This is a genomic window from Pseudanabaena sp. FACHB-2040 (assembly GCF_014696715.1).
In the GTDB taxonomy this organism is placed as follows: Bacteria; Cyanobacteriota; Cyanobacteriia; order Phormidesmidales; family Phormidesmidaceae; genus JACVSF01.
The window spans coordinates 285,854-300,642 of sequence record NZ_JACJQO010000005.1 but is presented as its reverse complement, the minus strand read 5'-3'; the positions used below and the strand labels follow the sequence as shown (position 1 = coordinate 300,642).

17 protein-coding genes are annotated in these 14,789 nt (G+C 54.6%); 2 read left to right on the top strand and 15 right to left on the bottom strand.

The genetic code is table 11. From position 1 onward, the window contains the following. Window positions 1–150: 150 nt before the first annotated feature. Window positions 151–552: a BON domain-containing protein gene (locus H6G13_RS05085; protein ID WP_190482080.1), complete on the bottom strand. Its 402-nt coding sequence runs from the start codon at window positions 550–552 to the stop codon at window positions 151–153. Window positions 553–569: 17 nt separating this feature from the next. After that, on the bottom strand, window positions 570–1,757 hold the full coding sequence (locus H6G13_RS05080; RefSeq protein WP_190482079.1) for a hypothetical protein: 1,188 nt from the start codon (window positions 1,755–1,757) through the stop codon (window positions 570–572). A 283-nt stretch (window positions 1,758–2,040) separates the two neighbouring features. Here H6G13_RS05080 and H6G13_RS05075 point away from each other — a divergent pair, with 283 nt between their 5' ends. Further along, window positions 2,041–2,448, top strand: coding sequence for a hypothetical protein (locus H6G13_RS05075; protein WP_190482078.1), 408 nt, complete (start codon window positions 2,041–2,043; stop codon window positions 2,446–2,448). Between the two features lie 10 nt (window positions 2,449–2,458). Here H6G13_RS05075 and thiO read toward each other — a convergent pair whose 3' ends face one another. From thiO to H6G13_RS05060, 3 genes are all read right to left on the bottom strand, one after another. Further along, window positions 2,459–4,456, bottom strand: coding sequence for a glycine oxidase ThiO (gene thiO, locus H6G13_RS29370; RefSeq protein ID WP_190482077.1), 1,998 nt, complete (start codon window positions 4,454–4,456; stop codon window positions 2,459–2,461). A 62-nt stretch (window positions 4,457–4,518) separates the two neighbouring features. Then, window positions 4,519–4,932, bottom strand: coding sequence for a hypothetical protein (locus tag H6G13_RS05065; protein WP_206756513.1), 414 nt, complete (start codon window positions 4,930–4,932; stop codon window positions 4,519–4,521). Window positions 4,933–5,151: 219 nt separating this feature from the next. After that, window positions 5,152–5,496, bottom strand: a complete 345-nt coding sequence (locus H6G13_RS05060) for a 2Fe-2S iron-sulfur cluster-binding protein (RefSeq protein ID WP_190482075.1) — start codon at window positions 5,494–5,496, stop codon at window positions 5,152–5,154. Between the two features lie 130 nt (window positions 5,497–5,626). On the opposite strand from H6G13_RS05060, the gene cimA reads away from it, so the two are divergent. Then, window positions 5,627–7,312: a citramalate synthase gene (gene cimA, locus H6G13_RS05055; protein WP_242028153.1), complete on the top strand. Its 1,686-nt coding sequence runs from the start codon at window positions 5,627–5,629 to the stop codon at window positions 7,310–7,312. Window positions 7,313–7,473: 161 nt separating this feature from the next. On the opposite strand, the gene H6G13_RS05050 is transcribed toward cimA, so the two are convergent. From H6G13_RS05050 to devC, 10 genes are all read right to left on the bottom strand, one after another. Beyond that, window positions 7,474–7,653: a hypothetical protein gene (locus H6G13_RS05050; RefSeq protein WP_190482074.1), complete on the bottom strand. Its 180-nt coding sequence runs from the start codon at window positions 7,651–7,653 to the stop codon at window positions 7,474–7,476. A gap of 286 nt (window positions 7,654–7,939) precedes the next feature. Then, window positions 7,940–8,347, bottom strand: coding sequence for a hypothetical protein (locus tag H6G13_RS05045; protein WP_190482969.1), 408 nt, complete (start codon window positions 8,345–8,347; stop codon window positions 7,940–7,942). 448 nt (window positions 8,348–8,795) lie between these two features. Then, on the bottom strand, window positions 8,796–9,281 hold the full coding sequence (locus tag H6G13_RS05040) for a hypothetical protein (RefSeq protein ID WP_190482073.1): 486 nt from the start codon (window positions 9,279–9,281) through the stop codon (window positions 8,796–8,798). Between the two features lie 450 nt (window positions 9,282–9,731). Next, on the bottom strand, window positions 9,732–10,169 hold the full coding sequence (locus H6G13_RS05035; RefSeq protein WP_190482072.1) for a peroxiredoxin: 438 nt from the start codon (window positions 10,167–10,169) through the stop codon (window positions 9,732–9,734). A 123-nt stretch (window positions 10,170–10,292) separates the two neighbouring features. Beyond that, window positions 10,293–11,243: an NAD(P)-dependent alcohol dehydrogenase gene (locus tag H6G13_RS05030; RefSeq protein ID WP_190482071.1), complete on the bottom strand. Its 951-nt coding sequence runs from the start codon at window positions 11,241–11,243 to the stop codon at window positions 10,293–10,295. A 75-nt stretch (window positions 11,244–11,318) separates the two neighbouring features. After that, window positions 11,319–11,582, bottom strand: a complete 264-nt coding sequence (locus H6G13_RS05025) for a hypothetical protein (RefSeq protein WP_190482070.1) — start codon at window positions 11,580–11,582, stop codon at window positions 11,319–11,321. Window positions 11,583–11,890: 308 nt separating this feature from the next. Continuing rightward, a complete protein-coding gene (locus tag H6G13_RS05020) occupies window positions 11,891–12,304 on the bottom strand; it encodes a VOC family protein (protein WP_190482069.1) in 414 nt (137 codons plus the stop codon). Window positions 12,305–12,316: 12 nt separating this feature from the next. Then, window positions 12,317–12,811 carry a hypothetical protein gene (locus H6G13_RS05015; protein ID WP_190482068.1) on the bottom strand — a complete coding sequence of 165 codons (495 nt, stop codon included), beginning with the start codon at window positions 12,809–12,811 and terminating at the stop codon, window positions 12,317–12,319. Between the two features lie 4 nt (window positions 12,812–12,815). Beyond that, the gene (locus H6G13_RS05010) at window positions 12,816–13,607 is read right to left on the bottom strand and encodes an ATP-binding cassette domain-containing protein (protein ID WP_190482067.1); all 792 of its coding nucleotides are present in this window, start codon (window positions 13,605–13,607) and stop codon (window positions 12,816–12,818) included. Next, the gene (devC, locus tag H6G13_RS05005; protein WP_190482066.1) at window positions 13,604–14,782 is read right to left on the bottom strand and encodes an ABC transporter permease DevC; all 1,179 of its coding nucleotides are present in this window, start codon (window positions 14,780–14,782) and stop codon (window positions 13,604–13,606) included. The genes H6G13_RS05010 and devC overlap by 4 nt, the downstream gene beginning before the upstream one ends. Window positions 14,783–14,789 lie beyond the last annotated feature (7 nt).

The following is a 14,789-nucleotide window of genomic DNA, read 5'->3' as shown; positions in this document are numbered from 1 at the left end:
TAAGGTAAAAGAGTCATTCCTTAACAGCGGATTATGGGTTCTTTGGGGCATGGGGCAGCCCAGAAAGTCCATCTAAGAAATCTATTCTTATCATTGAGATAAATCGCGGACAAAGGCTACCCCTTTAGGGGAGATTTAGGGGAATAAACGTTATTTTGCCTCTGTTTCTATCGAAACTTGGCTAACGTCTACTGCCTGGGTACCATCTACATGAGCAGCAATATCCATGATGCGATCCAGCGCAGTCTGGTTGGGCACTGTCCCGGCAAAGGAGATGACTGCCTCTCGCTGAATAATCTCCAGCGTAGACACCTCCTCTACCTGGGCATCTTCGTCTAGCTGCTTAGCGACTCGCTTGGCTAGGCCAGTGGTGTCATACTCCCCTTCAAAGCCCATATACTCGGGAGGCGTTGGCGGGGAATGCATTCCAGCTTTTTCCCGCAGTTCTGAATTGAAGGTTTCAGGATGTCCCAGCTTCATAGCATTGCCAGAGGGAACGGGAGTGGTGGTAGCGTCTGGCGGTGCTGCTGAGACTCTCTCTAGCCAGCTCATAATCTTATCCTCAGTAACTACTGTCGAGGAGCGGCCTCCACTTCAGTGGGCAAGCCGTACCGATAGATGGCTGCAACGGGAGCATCTTCGGGCATCTCTTCTTGATCTACGACAAACACGGTGCCGCCTTGAAGCAGGGTTTGCACAGCGGCAAAGTTGAGCAGGTCGCTGTCTTCTGGTTGATTGGGTTCGTGCTGCTCTAGTGTGTCGGTATCGGGGTCGTACTGGCCCCAGCAGTGGACGTTCGCCACAGTAAACAGGGTGTCGATCTGCCCTCGGTAGGCTGCCGGGACAATTTGTTCGATCTGCACGCCTGCTTTGCCGGTGCCCTGCAGTTCGTGGAACTGGTTGACAGCCTGCTCTTGAGCCTCCCGGAAGTAGGGCTCGACCAAGGGCCAAGCGGCAGTATGCAGTTCCTCTGGCTTCATGATTTCAGGACTGCCAGAGATGTGCTGATCCAGCAGATGGTTATACTTGCTGGCACTCTTAAAAATTGAATGCTGATAGTCAACACAGGCCAATACCAGGGGCGCAGTCTCTTCTCGGAGATAGGGGTGCAACGCTTTATCCAGAACCAGGAAATACTGGTGAATCGACTCCTTATCAATCGCTGGGTCAATACCCTGACCGTGATAGGTTCCAGAAGATCCGCCGACCCCGCTGGCTGTAGCCTGTCGCCGCTCCAGATCCTCTTGAGTGTCGTATTGCAGGGCCTCATCAATATTTTTGGGCACCTCTTCTAGGGAAATTTCTGCGATCGCATGTTCCGTCGCCTGAAACAGCCGCACGTGCTCTTGGCTTAGGGCCAGAATGTAGAAATAGCCAGTACCGCTGAAGAGGGGCATCAGCGGCGTCAGGTGAAGCTGGTCGCTGACCACTGCTAGAGCATCGAAACTAAGCGGCAGACGGTAGGAGCGTGAGCCATTGCGGGTGAGGAAGAAGGCTAGGCCATGATCTTGGTGCTGCCAAAACTCGAAATGTCCCTCCAGTAGGGTGGTGGCCGGTTCGAGCAAGCTGGCAATTTCGCTGCTGCTCAAGCCAGAGTCTTGCAGCTGAGCTTCGGCTTCCCTAACTAAGTTTTTGAAGAGAATGGGGTTTTGCCGGGTCTCGGGGCCTGCTACCTGGGTGGGCAAGTACAGAGAAACGCAGGGGCCATCTGCCAGGTTAATCAGAGATTTTAGTTCGGCTTTAGAGAGAAGTTGCATGGCAAATTTTTCGCAGTATTGGCAAAGTCAGTGGTAGAGCCAGTGCAATAAAAACGGACAGTGAAGCGTCTGTCTACAGCAATCCTTTGCACTGAAAGCCCACTTAAAAGACCCATCTAAGGGCGGCTCACACTCCGTGCGAACACTGGAACCGTAGCAATTTCAAACAGAATCCGCCTTCTGTCATCTGACACGTTTGTTTCTGTCAAAAGACAGAGTGCTCATCCCTAAAGAAAGACCTAGGCTGGAACCAGTGAACCCGGACGGGTAGTAGAGAATTACTATGCAGACCCAATATCTAGCCTTCGCCAGTGGAGCGGGAGGGCGCAACGAGGAATTAACGCCATCGGGCAATTCTCTAACGACGGAACAGGTACCCACCCAACCCTACAACCAACCAGCATCCTACGTTCAGGAAGGGGTATCTGCCATTGCTGGGATCTTCCTGCTAGCAGGGGTTTTGTTCATGCTGCGGCGTGCCAGTTCCCGAGACAAAGCCTTGCATCGCACCGCCACAGGCGATTTAGACGGCCGCAGCGCTATTCCCTGCCAAAACTGCCACTACTTCCACCCCAACACCTTTATGCCCTGTGCTGTAAACCCAGCAATGGCTTTGAGAAAAGAGGCGGTCGATTGCTCCGACTATTGCCCCCGTCAGGCAGAGTCAGTTTCTCGCTCAGTTCATAATTAAGCTAAATAAGCTACTCGGTGATGCGCCCAGTCAACGGAGAGCTAGCGCTAGCAGTACCTTGAATGGGAATGCGGCCTGCCAGATAAGCCAAGCGTCCGGCTTCGGCGGCTAGGCCCATAGCTCGGGCCATCTGAATGGGGTTGGTGGCTTTTGCGATCGCAGTATTAATCAGCAGCGCCGAAGCCCCCATCTCCATCGCCTGGGCCGCCTCGCTAGGGGCACCAATACCCGCATCAACCACCACCGGCACCGTCGCATTCTCAATGATGATTTGAATATTGGCCTCATTGCGAATGCCCTGACCCGATCCGATGGGCGAACCTAGGGGCATGACTGTGGCGCAACCGACTTCTTCCAATCGCTTAGCGAGCAGCGGATCAGCGTTGATGTAGGGCAACACCGCAAAGCCTTCTTTGACCAGCTGCTCTGCCGCCTCTAGCGTACCAATAGGATCAGGCAGCAGATACTTGCCATCGGGAATCACTTCTAGCTTGACGAAGTTGTTGTCTTCCTGGCCCAGTAGCTTAGCCATTTCTCGGCCTAGCCGCGCTACCCGAATCGCTTCTTCGGCAGTCTTACAGCCCGCTGTATTCGGCAGCATCCAGATCTTCGACCAGTCCAGCGCCTCAGCCAGCCCTTCGTGGCCAGGGGCATTGGTCTGCACTCGCCGCACTGCCACCGTCACAATCTCGCACCCGCTTGCAGCCACGCTATGGCGCATCACCTCAAAACTGTCATACTTGCCAGTGCCCGTCATCAGCCGAGACTTAAAGGGACGACCAGCAATGATCAGGGGGGCATCTTCAGCCAGTTGGAAGGTGGACTGGGGTTGTTTGTCGAGAATTTGCATAGGTTGAGGGAGGAGGGAGGAAGGAGGGAGGAGTTGACTTTTGGTAGGGGTGTAAGGGCTTGCGTCCGCCAAAGAGGAGGGCCGGGCAAACCGTTCCCAAGAGAAAGATTCTAGCAGTGGGTCAAACTTGCCTTGCACTGCTTGAGCTACTAGGTGCGCCGTTATCGGCGTCAGCAAAATGCCGTTGCGGTAATGCCCCGTCGCTAAGATCAGATTTTCTAGGGGGCCTTGCCCTAGCAGCGGCATTTCATCCGGGGTCGCGGGGCGAAAGCCCCACCAGCATTCTTCTAGGGTGAAATGGGCCAGCTCCGGGTACAGCCGCATGGCGCTGCTTAGAAGCTGCTGCACACCTACTGGAGTATTGCCGGGGGTAAAGCCAACGTCTTCGCTGGTGGCTCCCAACACAATACGACCATCCTGCCGGGGCACGATATAGATCGATTCGCCGTAGAGCACTCGCTGCAAGGGTTGGGGCTGTGCATAGTTTTGAGGCACCCGCAGCGCCGCCATCTGGCCTTTACGAGGGAAAACGGGCACCGGCACCAAATCGCTCGACCAAGCCCCGGTTGCCAGCACCACCTGATCGGCTGTGAACTCACCGGCACTGGTAATCACCTGGGTAATGCGGCGGCGCTGCTGCTGAAGCGCCTTGACCGTAACGCCTTCGTGAACGGGAATGCCCAAGTCCTGTACAGCAACTCGCAGGGCCTGCACTAGAGCGCGATTGTCGATCTGGCCGTCTTCGGGAAACCACCAGCCGCCCTGCACTTCGGGGCTGAGGCCCACCTGATAGTTGTGAATAGCAGCATCTAACCGATAGGCCGGGGCATCGGCAGGAAAGTCAAAGGGCGGAGGCGTAAACTGGGGAGCCAAAATGCCGCAGGGCCAGTAGCCAACGGATCTTCCGGTCAACGCTTCGAGCTTCTGCACCCAGGTTGAATACTGGTATAGGCTACGCTGGCACAGCTCCAACAGGGGGCCAGGCGGCAGCATTTCAGCATGGGGGGCCAGCATTCCCGCCGCCGCATGGCTAGCGGCTTCTTGGAAATTCCGGCTGAGCACAGTTACCGACACGCCTTGCTGCTGTAGCTCAAGCGCGATCGCAAGGCCGACAACGCCGCCCCCAATGACCAGGACATCGCTCGTCCGATCTACCATGCCTCACTCTCAAAAACTGAAAACTGATTAAACCGCTAAATCTATTGCTAAATCAATACGCCCTACCACAGAGCCGGAATTGCTTCTAGATTCGCGGGCGCGGGAGTTCCCGCCGGAGCCGTTGTAGTCGGTGGCTGCACCTGCGCTCCAGTCGCTCCAGTCGCTCCAGTAGTGCCAGTCGCGCCAGGTTGCCCCTGACCGTTGGCAGCCGCATTCGGATCTACCCCAGCGCCATTTCCCCCAGCCGTCTGGCCCGTCGCTGCAACGGGACTGCTCTGACGCTGCACTAGCCGCCCAGCTTGACCTACCGGATCTTGAACTGCGCCATCATCTGCAGCACCATTGCCTGCAGCGTTGTTTGCCTGCAGCCCTGCGGCACCAGTGTTTAGGCCGCCAAGCCAACTAGCCATACCCGATCCAAAAACAGCAAACAGGGCAAGTATTCCCAAAATTCCAGCAAGCAGGTATCGGTTCATGCCCAAACTCCACACAACGGCACTTCTCTATAATCGCTCACGATGCCAGAGATCACCACGTCCGGAGGGTGGAAGGGGGGATAGAGGGTAGGGGGTGGATGGGTAGATGAGTGGGAGGGGGGACGGGAAGGTGGCGAAGATAGATTAAAGGTGGGGGGATGGGGGAGATAGGGGAGATAGGGAAGTTCCTGCTCATCCACTCTCCCACTCATCCACCCCCTACCCCTCCACCCTCGGACTCCAAACCCGCGTCTGCCCCTGTCCCCAAAAGCCGTCGTATTTGGTCACTTGGATGTCACTCAAGACTTGGGTTTGGCAGGCTAGGCGGAGGTTGCGATCGCTACTATGGGGTGGCAAAGATCGGCGGGTGCGATCGCGCCAGTTAGCTTCAGAAGTAGCGCCTTCGATTTCGACAGCGCAGGTGCCGCAGGTGCCGATGCCGCGACAGTTGATTAGTCGAGATTGGCCGTTGTAGAGATCGATGCCGTTTTGTAAGAGAACTTGTCGTAAATTTGCCCCTGGTTTACAGTCGAAGGTCTTTCCCTGAGCGGTCACTTTCGGCATAGATTTGAGTCTGAGAAACGGCAAAAAACACAGGCTGTAGCGCTCACCAGTCTAAAGCTTTTTAAGGGTTTTGCAGGACTTCATCAGCTATAGATCATGATAGAAATAGCTACCGATTAAATAACGTTTCATGATGCAAACTAACGCGGGTGTCGGCTCTGCTTCAGCCATCTCTGTTTACGACACCACTCTGCGCGATGGAGCCCAGCGAGAAGGACTGGCGCTTTCGATTGAGGATAAGCTGCACATTGCCCGCCGCTTGGATGCGTTGGGCATTCCTTTTATTGAGGGAGGCTGGCCCGGAGCCAACCCTAAAGATGTGCAGTTTTTTTGGCAGCTGCAAGAGCAGCCGCTGAAGCAGGCTGAGATTGTGGCTTTTTGCTCCACCCGCCGCCCTGGCAAAGTGGCGGCCGAAGACCCTATGCTGCAGCCGATTCTCTCGGCAGGCACTCGTTGGGTAACGCTGTTTGGCAAGTCCTGGGATTTGCATGTCACGGCAGGGCTACACACAACTCTGGCCGAGAACCTGGCGATGATCAGCGACACCATTACCTTTTTGCGCAGCCAGGGCCGCCGAATTATCTACGATGCTGAGCACTGGTTTGATGGCTACAAGGCCAACCCTGACTATGCGCTGCAAACTCTTGCGGCGGCGCTAGCAGCGGGAGCCGAGTGGCTGGTCTTTTGCGACACCAATGGCGGCACCTTGCCCCACGAGATTACGGCCATTGTGCAGCAGATACAGAACTGGCTGTTGACTCAAAACTGCGACAGATTACCTCAACTCGGCATCCACACTCATAACGATGGTGGCACTGCCGTTGCTAATGCTCTAGCGGCAGTCATGGCTGGCGCGACAATGGTACAGGGCACGATCAACGGCTACGGCGAGCGCTGTGGCAATGCCGACCTGTGTAGCGTCATTCCTAACCTGCAGCTCAAGCTGGGCCGACCCTGCATTCCCCCAGAGCAGATAGCGAGTTTGACGGAAACCAGTCGCTTTGTCAGCGAGGTGGTTAACCTGGCTCCCGACGACCATGCCCCGTTTGTCGGTCGTTCGGCCTTTGCTCACAAGGGCGGCATTCACGTTAGCGCAGTTGAGCGCAACCCGCTGACCTACGAGCACATTGTGCCGGAGCAGGTGGGCAACTGTCGCCGCATCGTCGTATCGGATCAGGCGGGGCTGAGCAACGTGATTTCTAAGGCCCGCAGCTTTGGCATTGTGCTAGAGAAGCAAGACCCGGTCGCGCGGCAGCTGCTAGAGCGGCTCAAGGAACTAGAGCGCCAGGGCTATCAGTTTGAGGCGGCAGAGGCCAGCTTTGAACTGCTGGTACGCGAGGCGCTGGGCCGTCGACCCCACTACTTCAGGCTGCAGGGGTTCAAGGTGCAGTGCGATGGGCCTAAGGGGCCGGTCTTTGATCATCGGCTGTCGGGCAGCGACCCCTGGGGCACGCATTCTCTGGCCACGGTCAAAGTCACGGTGAACGATCAGGACATTCTAGAAGCTGCTGAGGGTAATGGCCCTGTTGCCGCTCTTGACCAGGCCCTGCGAAAGGCGTTGCTAAATTTTTACCCTGCGATCGCAGATTTTCAGCTATCCGACTACAAGGTGAGAATTCTCGACAGTACCGCTGGCACCGCTGCCATCACTCGTGTTCTGGTGGAATCTGGCGATGGCCGCAGCCGCTGGACTACGCTGGGCGTTTCGGCCAACATCATCGAAGCGTCTTACCAGGCAGTCGTAGAGGGGCTGGAGTATGGCCTGATGATGCTAGAAGAACCGGTGCCGGTAGCGCTAACCGCGCCTTCACCGTAAAAACCCAAGTCTAGAGGTTAGCTGAATTTCAAGTTTTGCGTTGAATGCCCGTTTAAGCGGGTATCTCGGTGGAGTGGGGTGGGTCAGTGGCTTTGGCTAACCTACCCCTAATGCGCCTAAAAGCAATTTTACCGAGCTAGCTTCCTAGCCCAGCCTGCCAATCAAACGACTAGCTGACTCCGCCGCACGTCATAGCGGGCAATGTATCCGGTCGGTCTAGCCCGCAGATACACAACACCATTTACCACCTGAGAAAGCTCTTCTTGAGCAGTTTCGCAGGGGATGTTGGCGACTTCGCAATGAGCCTGATAGGCGGCTAAGGCGGTTTCATAATCAGACATGAGCTACCTCATAAATTTCGTCAGAAGTGAGGTAGGGGCTGATTTGCTGAAGCATGTGGCTTCTAATGCAGTAGCCACTCCTCTGCCTCAGACGCCTTGATCCTAGCCTAAGGAAGCAAGTTTGCGGAGGTGCGGCCCAGAGAGGCCATCTAGCCCCCTTCTTCAAGGTTCAATCTGATTGCTTGGCCCAAAACGACTCCGAAGAGCAGCTTTAGGGACGGGAGAGCAGTGTTCGAGCCACTTACAAAGCCCCGCCCCTAAAGTTTCCCCGTGTCTCCGCGTCCTCCTATTCAATCAATAGCTGCTTCGTCACCATCCGCACCCACTCGTTGGGCCTGCCCGTGGGCAGCGGATCTGTCCAATCGTTGGGTTCAGCAAAGTGGAGCACGTGCAGAGTTTTGATAATTCTGTCGCAGCCCAATAAACTGCCGTAGACCGCTATGCGAACTTTCTCGCTATGGGGCGAAAGGTCAAACGAAACTGTGGGCGGCTGTGCGCCCGATTCGGGAGATTGAAACATGAGCTTCTGGGTTCCTTTTATTGTGTGGATAAAGTCTGCTTCTCTGTCGTTGCGATCGCAGCGCGGCATCTCCAGAGAGCAACCCCTCTCGAAACCACTTCGCTTGACTCGCCCCAACAGAGCCAGCAGGTTGAGGAAACCAGAACTCAAAAACCCTGATCGATCCCACCGCATAGTGCAGATGTGGATGATCAGGGTTTATCATCACCCTAGATCTCCAGACTGCTTACTCAGTTTTGGGGGTTCAGCTGTCCGTTGGTGGTCTCAACACCTTCGGGCAGCGCCAGAGCTTTCGAGTCCTGTGTCTATGCTGTCTTAGTGACAGCTTAATGACAGAGCATAGAATAGCTGTGCCTGCGCGTCAACTATAGAGTACAAATTTTTTGCAGGGAAGGTTGAGACTCAGTAACTCACGATGACCTCTAAACAGGGCATCTCTTTTCAAGGTGCTGCGAAGAAATCTTTCTAAAGCTTAAACCAGAGAAGCTGACCCAGTTGGATCAGCTTCTCTGGCTATATGTTATTTGTCTTTCGCTGTCACCAATAACCTAACGACTGGTGACCTTTTAGAAATCTTGAAGGTTGAGCTAGCTTTCAACCTTCAAGAAGCTTTCCAGGCTACTTAGAACGTGTAGCCTACGCCCAGAGTGCCATTAACGCGGGTGTTGCCGGTGAAAGACACGTTGACGCCACTGTTGAGGACGAAGTTATCATTCAGTCGGTAGTCAACGCCTGCAGTTGCCATCGGACCTACTGAGGTATTACCGCCAGTGACGACAGAGACACCGCCGCCAACGTAGGGCAGCAGACGACCATCGTCAGTGATGGGAGCTAGGTCGTAGGTCACAGGCACAGAGATGATGGTGCCTTCGCTGTCGAAGTCAAAGTTGGTGATTACACCGGGGCGGACAGAAACCTGGTCAGCAACGGAGAGTTTGCTGTTAACAGATAGACCGATGTTGCTGCCACCTAGGCCACCAGCGCCGACACCAGCACCGATGTAGTTGTAGTCTGTAGCGGCGGTTTGAGCGTTAGCAGCAGTGGGCATAACTGCGATCGCAGCAGCAGCGAGACCCAAAGAGATAGAAGCGAATAGACGAGCTTTCATGAACGTTCTCCAAGAAACAAACTGCGTGTAGTTGAGACATTCCCTGAGGCGTTAGAGGTTGTTTGAGCCTTGCTAATTCAGGGAGGTTTGAGTGTCGAGTTTGAGGTGTTGCTCGCCCTCGTATTCATAGTTGTAGCGCCAGGGAGGGGGGTTCATATCCCGGGGCTATACCACTTCGTGGAGTGTCAGCAAAACCTGCTCGGTTACACTGCCAACCCTGAAAAGGCCTGAAAAGGGCAGTGCTGAAAGGGCCTAGGCTCCTCGTTTGGTTACTTAGGGCACATTATGAGAGGGCAGACAGCGAGCAGATTGCTTGCTAAAAGCAGTCACCTAGGTCAACTGGCACAGTAAGCTGTCACAACATCGGTAGATAAAGAACAAGGGTGCGCCTGCTTGAGGCACACCCTTATTTTTCGCTTTATACCGTTAGCTGCCGCTTTACAGCCTTAACTACGCGCCGACTTCAGCCAAAACATCGATAGCGTGGCTAGAGGTTTGCACCTTTTCAAAGACCTTATCAATCACGCCATCGCCGTTGATGATATAGGTAACGCGCTTAGAGTAGCCGCCACCATCCACATCGTAGGACTGGGTAATGGTGCCATCGGTATCGGCCAGCAGGGAAAAGGGCAGGCCGTGCTTTTCCTTAAACAGCTTGTGAGAAGCTTCGTCATCGCGGCTAACGCCTAGGACAACAGCGTCTTTACCTTGGTAGTCATCATACTTGTCACGAAATCCCTGGGCCTCGACAGTGCAGCCAGGCGTGTCGTCTTTAGGGTAGAAATACAAAACTACAGTCTTTCCAGCGAAGTCAGAGAGAGAAACGGTGTTGCCAGCATCGTCTTTGGCGGAAAATCCAGGCGCTTCAGTGCCAACAGACAGAACCATACCTCTATGTCTCCTTATAATTGCTTAGGCTTTGGAGCCGGTGTCTCTCACTGATCCTAACACCGGCTCGTATCCCACCGCGTTTACCTTCTCCGTCTCTCTTACCTCTCCTGTGTCCTCAACCTAAGCCACTGTGCTGATCACAATTTTCCCAGTAGCGTGTTCCGCTTCACTGTAATCATGGGCAGCAGCTGTCTCAGAGAGTGGATAGGTGCGGTCAATCACTGACTGAATTTTGCCAGCCTCGATCTGAGTTTTGAGAAAAGTCAGGTCGAGGCTGTTGGAGCGGAGCAAAATTACTTTGTAGGTAGGACCGGGCAGCAGAGCTGTCCCGAGACTTTTGAGGAAGTTTTGGGGGTAGGGCTGAGTGGTGATGTAAAAGCCTCTTGGCTGCAGCACCCGTTTGCAGTCGGCAAAGGAGCAGTTGCCCACAATGTCAAAAACGATGTCGTAGCGGGTATCTTCCTGAGTAAAGTCTTGTTTAGTGTAGTCGAGGGTGCGATCGCATCCCAGCTCCCTAACTAGATCGAAATTTTTAGCGCTGCATACGCCAACCACTTCAGCTGCACCCAGCACTTTAGCGAGCTGCACAGCGTAGGTGCCCACTCCACCAGAAGCCCCATTAATCAGCACCTTCTGGCCCGGCTTGAGCTTGCCTTCGTCCCGCAAGGCCTGAAGGGCGGTTAGTCCGGCTAGCGGCACTGCTGCTGTCTCTTCATAGGACATGTTCGCTGGCTTAAGCGCCGCTACTTTTTCGGAAACTGCGGCATATTCGGCGTAGGCTCCGCCAGCTAGCTGATCGAGCCGGGCGTAGATCGTATCTCCGGGCCGAAACCGAGTAACCCCGTTACCAATCTGTATCACATCACCTGCAACATCAAATCCCAAAATCATTGGAAACCGCCTGCCCGTCAGCGGCTTGAGCAGGCCCTTTCTGATCTTCCAGTCCACCGGATTGACGCTGCTTGCATAAACCCTGACTAACATCTGATTGGACTTGATGCGAGGAAGCTCAACATCGGTATATCGCAAGACATAAGATTCGCCGTAGCGATTAATGATGGCAGCTTTCATAGGCACAATTCTTAAACACCCTGGACAGAGCTTAATAAACCATCTGCCTAAACTGCCTCTACCCACTGGAGGCCTCTAACGAATTACCAGCCAGAGATAGGTCAGCACGCCAATGCCTGTAAATCCGGCTACCGTCTCCCACTGAGTTTGCAGAACGTTGCTGAAGCTAGCCCAAAGAGCGCTGAATGCCTCTCGCCGGGTGCGCCCCAGGTCAACCATCAGCTCTTCCACCTTGGCATCGACTTCTTCGATGGAAATTTCGTCGCGCTGATAGGCGGCCTCTAGCGCGCTTAGCTGCTGCATGTAGTCTTGGGTAGCCTCTAGCAAATCGGGAATCATAACCAGAAATGTTACCTAGCGTGAACTTTTATGAATGTCTATTGACATCGTAACGCTACATTTCTTTAGCCGTTTCTGTAGAAGGTAAGAAGGTCTAGGCCAGATTAAAGTCCTGAGTTAGATTCAAAGACGTCCAAAGGTTTGATGGGTCCGCTTCCCCCAAAAATTGCTGCAGCCTAAAGCGAATGCCCTAAGCATCGCAGCAGGCACGAAAACAAAAACGCTCAAATCTTACTCTTTGGCTCTAGTGGACTAGCAAAGCCAAACCACTACGACAAATGCTTTAATCAAAGCCGGTCAGTGTTGGGTTAATCAGATGCTGCTAGCGTTTCGTCCCAAAAGGCAGCCTCTATTTTGTGTCCATCTGGGTCGCGGACAAAGCAGCCGTAATAGGGTTCGCCATAGTCAGAGCGAGATCCAGGAGGGCCATCTCCTATTCCACCTGCCGCTAGGGCCGCTTCATAAAAAGCATGGACGGCCTCTTTGGTAGGGGCAATGAAGCCAAAGTGAGTGCCATTGCCCACCGTGGCTGGCTGGTTGTCGAAGGGAATGCCTACCCAAAATTCTGGATACAGCTTGCCGTAAGCCACTGCCCCTGGGTGCTCCATCACTCGCTTACAGCCCAGGGTAGACAAGACGGCATCGTAGAAAGCCACCGCCCGGTCAAAATCTTGGGTGCCGATAGAAACGTGAGAAAGGATACTGGGATTTTCAAGCGTCATGATCAGGCACTCTTACAGGAGTAGAGGATTCGCGGCTAGCAGATCTACTGCTCGCTGCCCGCCAAAGCGCTGAGCAATGATGTCGTCGTAGGTGTCGGCAATGGTGACAACCGAGAGAATACAGGTCTGCAGCTCCATCAGATCCATGTTTTCGCCGCCCAAAACATTTTCGGCAAAGAGCACCTGGTTAGCGCCGTCTAAGTGAAAGGCCCCGAAGCGCATCCGCCGGTTTTCGGTGAGCAGAAAGTGCATCAACTCGTGGTCGATGCTGCTGCCAATGGTGACGCAGCTAGTGGCTCGCACAGTGCAGAGATCTGCTTCTTCCCAGGGGTGAACTTCCCAGGGCAGCACCTCGACCTCCACCATGGTGGAGCCGTAGAGCAGGGTGAACTGGGGCAGGTCGGGATTGGTTCGCAAGGTGTCCCCAAAGAGGGTAGAGCCTTCTAGGTAGTCGGCCACTTTCTGGTAGGTCAGCTGCTGAACTTCGCTAGCAAACTGAATCGGCATAGGGTTACAGAATAAACATTTGGCCGTCGAGTTTTTGGGGGTCGTGAGTCTCCCGGAAGTGGCCCAGGGTTTCGTCTGACTCCAGGCGACCGTCTACCAGGTTGATAATGCGGTCGGCCACGTCAAGGATGCGGTTGTCGTGGGTGACCATGAGAATGGTGCGGTTTTCGTTTTTGGCCAGGTGCTGCATGATGGTGACCACGTCGCGGCCAGATTTTTTGTCAAGGGCAGCGGTCGGTTCGTCGGCCAAGATGAGCTGGGGCTCATTGACTAGGGCACGTGCGATCGCAACTCGCTGCTTCTGCCCCCCTGAGAGCGAGGCAGGCTTGTAGTTAATCCGCTCGCCTAGACCCAACTGGCCGAGCATTGTAGCGGCCTGCTGCCGTTTGCTCTTGAAGTTGCCTACCAGCTCTACCGCCATCTCTACGTTCTGGGAAGCCGTCAGCGACTCAAACAGGTTATGAGCCTGGAAAATAAAGCCAATATTGCGGCGCACCTCGACGAGCTTGCTGTTGCCCAGACCCCGCAATTCTTGGCCGAGCACCTGCAGGCTGCCCTCGTGGATTGAGCGCAGCGCCCCAATCAGGGTGAGCAGCGTGGTTTTGCCCGAACCAGACGGGCCGGTCATGATCACGATCTGGCCCTTGGGCAGGCTCAAATTGATGTCATACAGGACCTGCTTTCTCAGCTCGCCCTGGCCAAAGAAGTAGTTTAGGTTGCGGATGTGAACGGCGCTATTGGAGGCCGCCTCGTCTGAAAAAGCATCTACCGGAGCAGTCGAGCTGGCAGGTTTCATAGACCAAATACCTCTGCAGGGTCGGTTGCCTGGACTTTACGAACTGCGATCGCACCTGAAATCAGGCACATAAAAAACGTGGCGACATAGAGGCCGATGATCCGCCCTGTCGTCATTTTAAACAGCAGACCTGTAGTGCCCGCCGCTGCGTTGTAAATCAACGCACTGACCAAAAAGCCAGGAATAAATCCCAGCACCGAGAGAATAATGGCTTCCTGCAGCACCACATTCAGTAGAAACAGGTTGTTGTAACCCATTGCCTTGAGCGTGGCATATTCTGACCAGTGATCGGCCACATCGGTATAGAGAATCTGGTAGACCAGAATAATGCCAACGACAAAGCCCATCGCCGTCAGCAGCGTAAAGACAAAGCCAATGGTGGTGTTTTCCTGCCAGTAGGTCCGCTCCCGCTCAACAAAACCATTTGGCCCATCCTTCGCCAAAACCAACACATCATTAGGCAGGCTGGCCTGCAGCGTTTGCACCAGGCGGTCTACGTCTGTGCCCGGCACCACCTTGATTAGGCCAATGTCGGTCGTGGCAAAGCTGCGCTCATCTTCGTTGGGGCCTCGGTTGGCAAAAAACCGCAGAAAGTTCTGGTCACTCATGATTAGATTGCCATTGCCAGAGGCAAAGTCAGTGCCCAGGCTAAAGGTGCCGACAATGCGGAGCTGCCGCTTAGCCAATTCAGAAATTACCCCGGCCTGCTTTGGCCCCACCTCTTCTCGGGCGCGCAGATCGATTAGGGCAGTATCGGGTAACTGTAGCTGGCTCAGCTGGGCCGACACCTCCGGCAGCAGCAGCACCGGATCCGCCAGATTAAAGGCCAGCACCCGCACCGGCCGAGTGCGCTGAGTTTCTGGGTTCTTCCAGTTGGCATCGCTGATGTAGATCGGAAACGCCGCCTCTACCCCCTCAAAGGAACGGGCCTGGTACAGCCGCCTGCGGGCAAAGGCACGCGGCACAAACATGTTGGTCTTAAGCCGGTTGACCATGACAATCTCGCCATTGAACCGCTCTAGCAGCTGCAGCTGGCTATCAAACAGGGCATTCATAAACCCTGTAAAGAGAAACATCAGCACCACCGCAAACCCCACACCCGCCATTGAGGTGAGAAACTTGCGGCGGTCGTGGATTAAGTTGAGCAGCGCCAGCGGCGTTCGCTTAAAAAACATCGCTCAC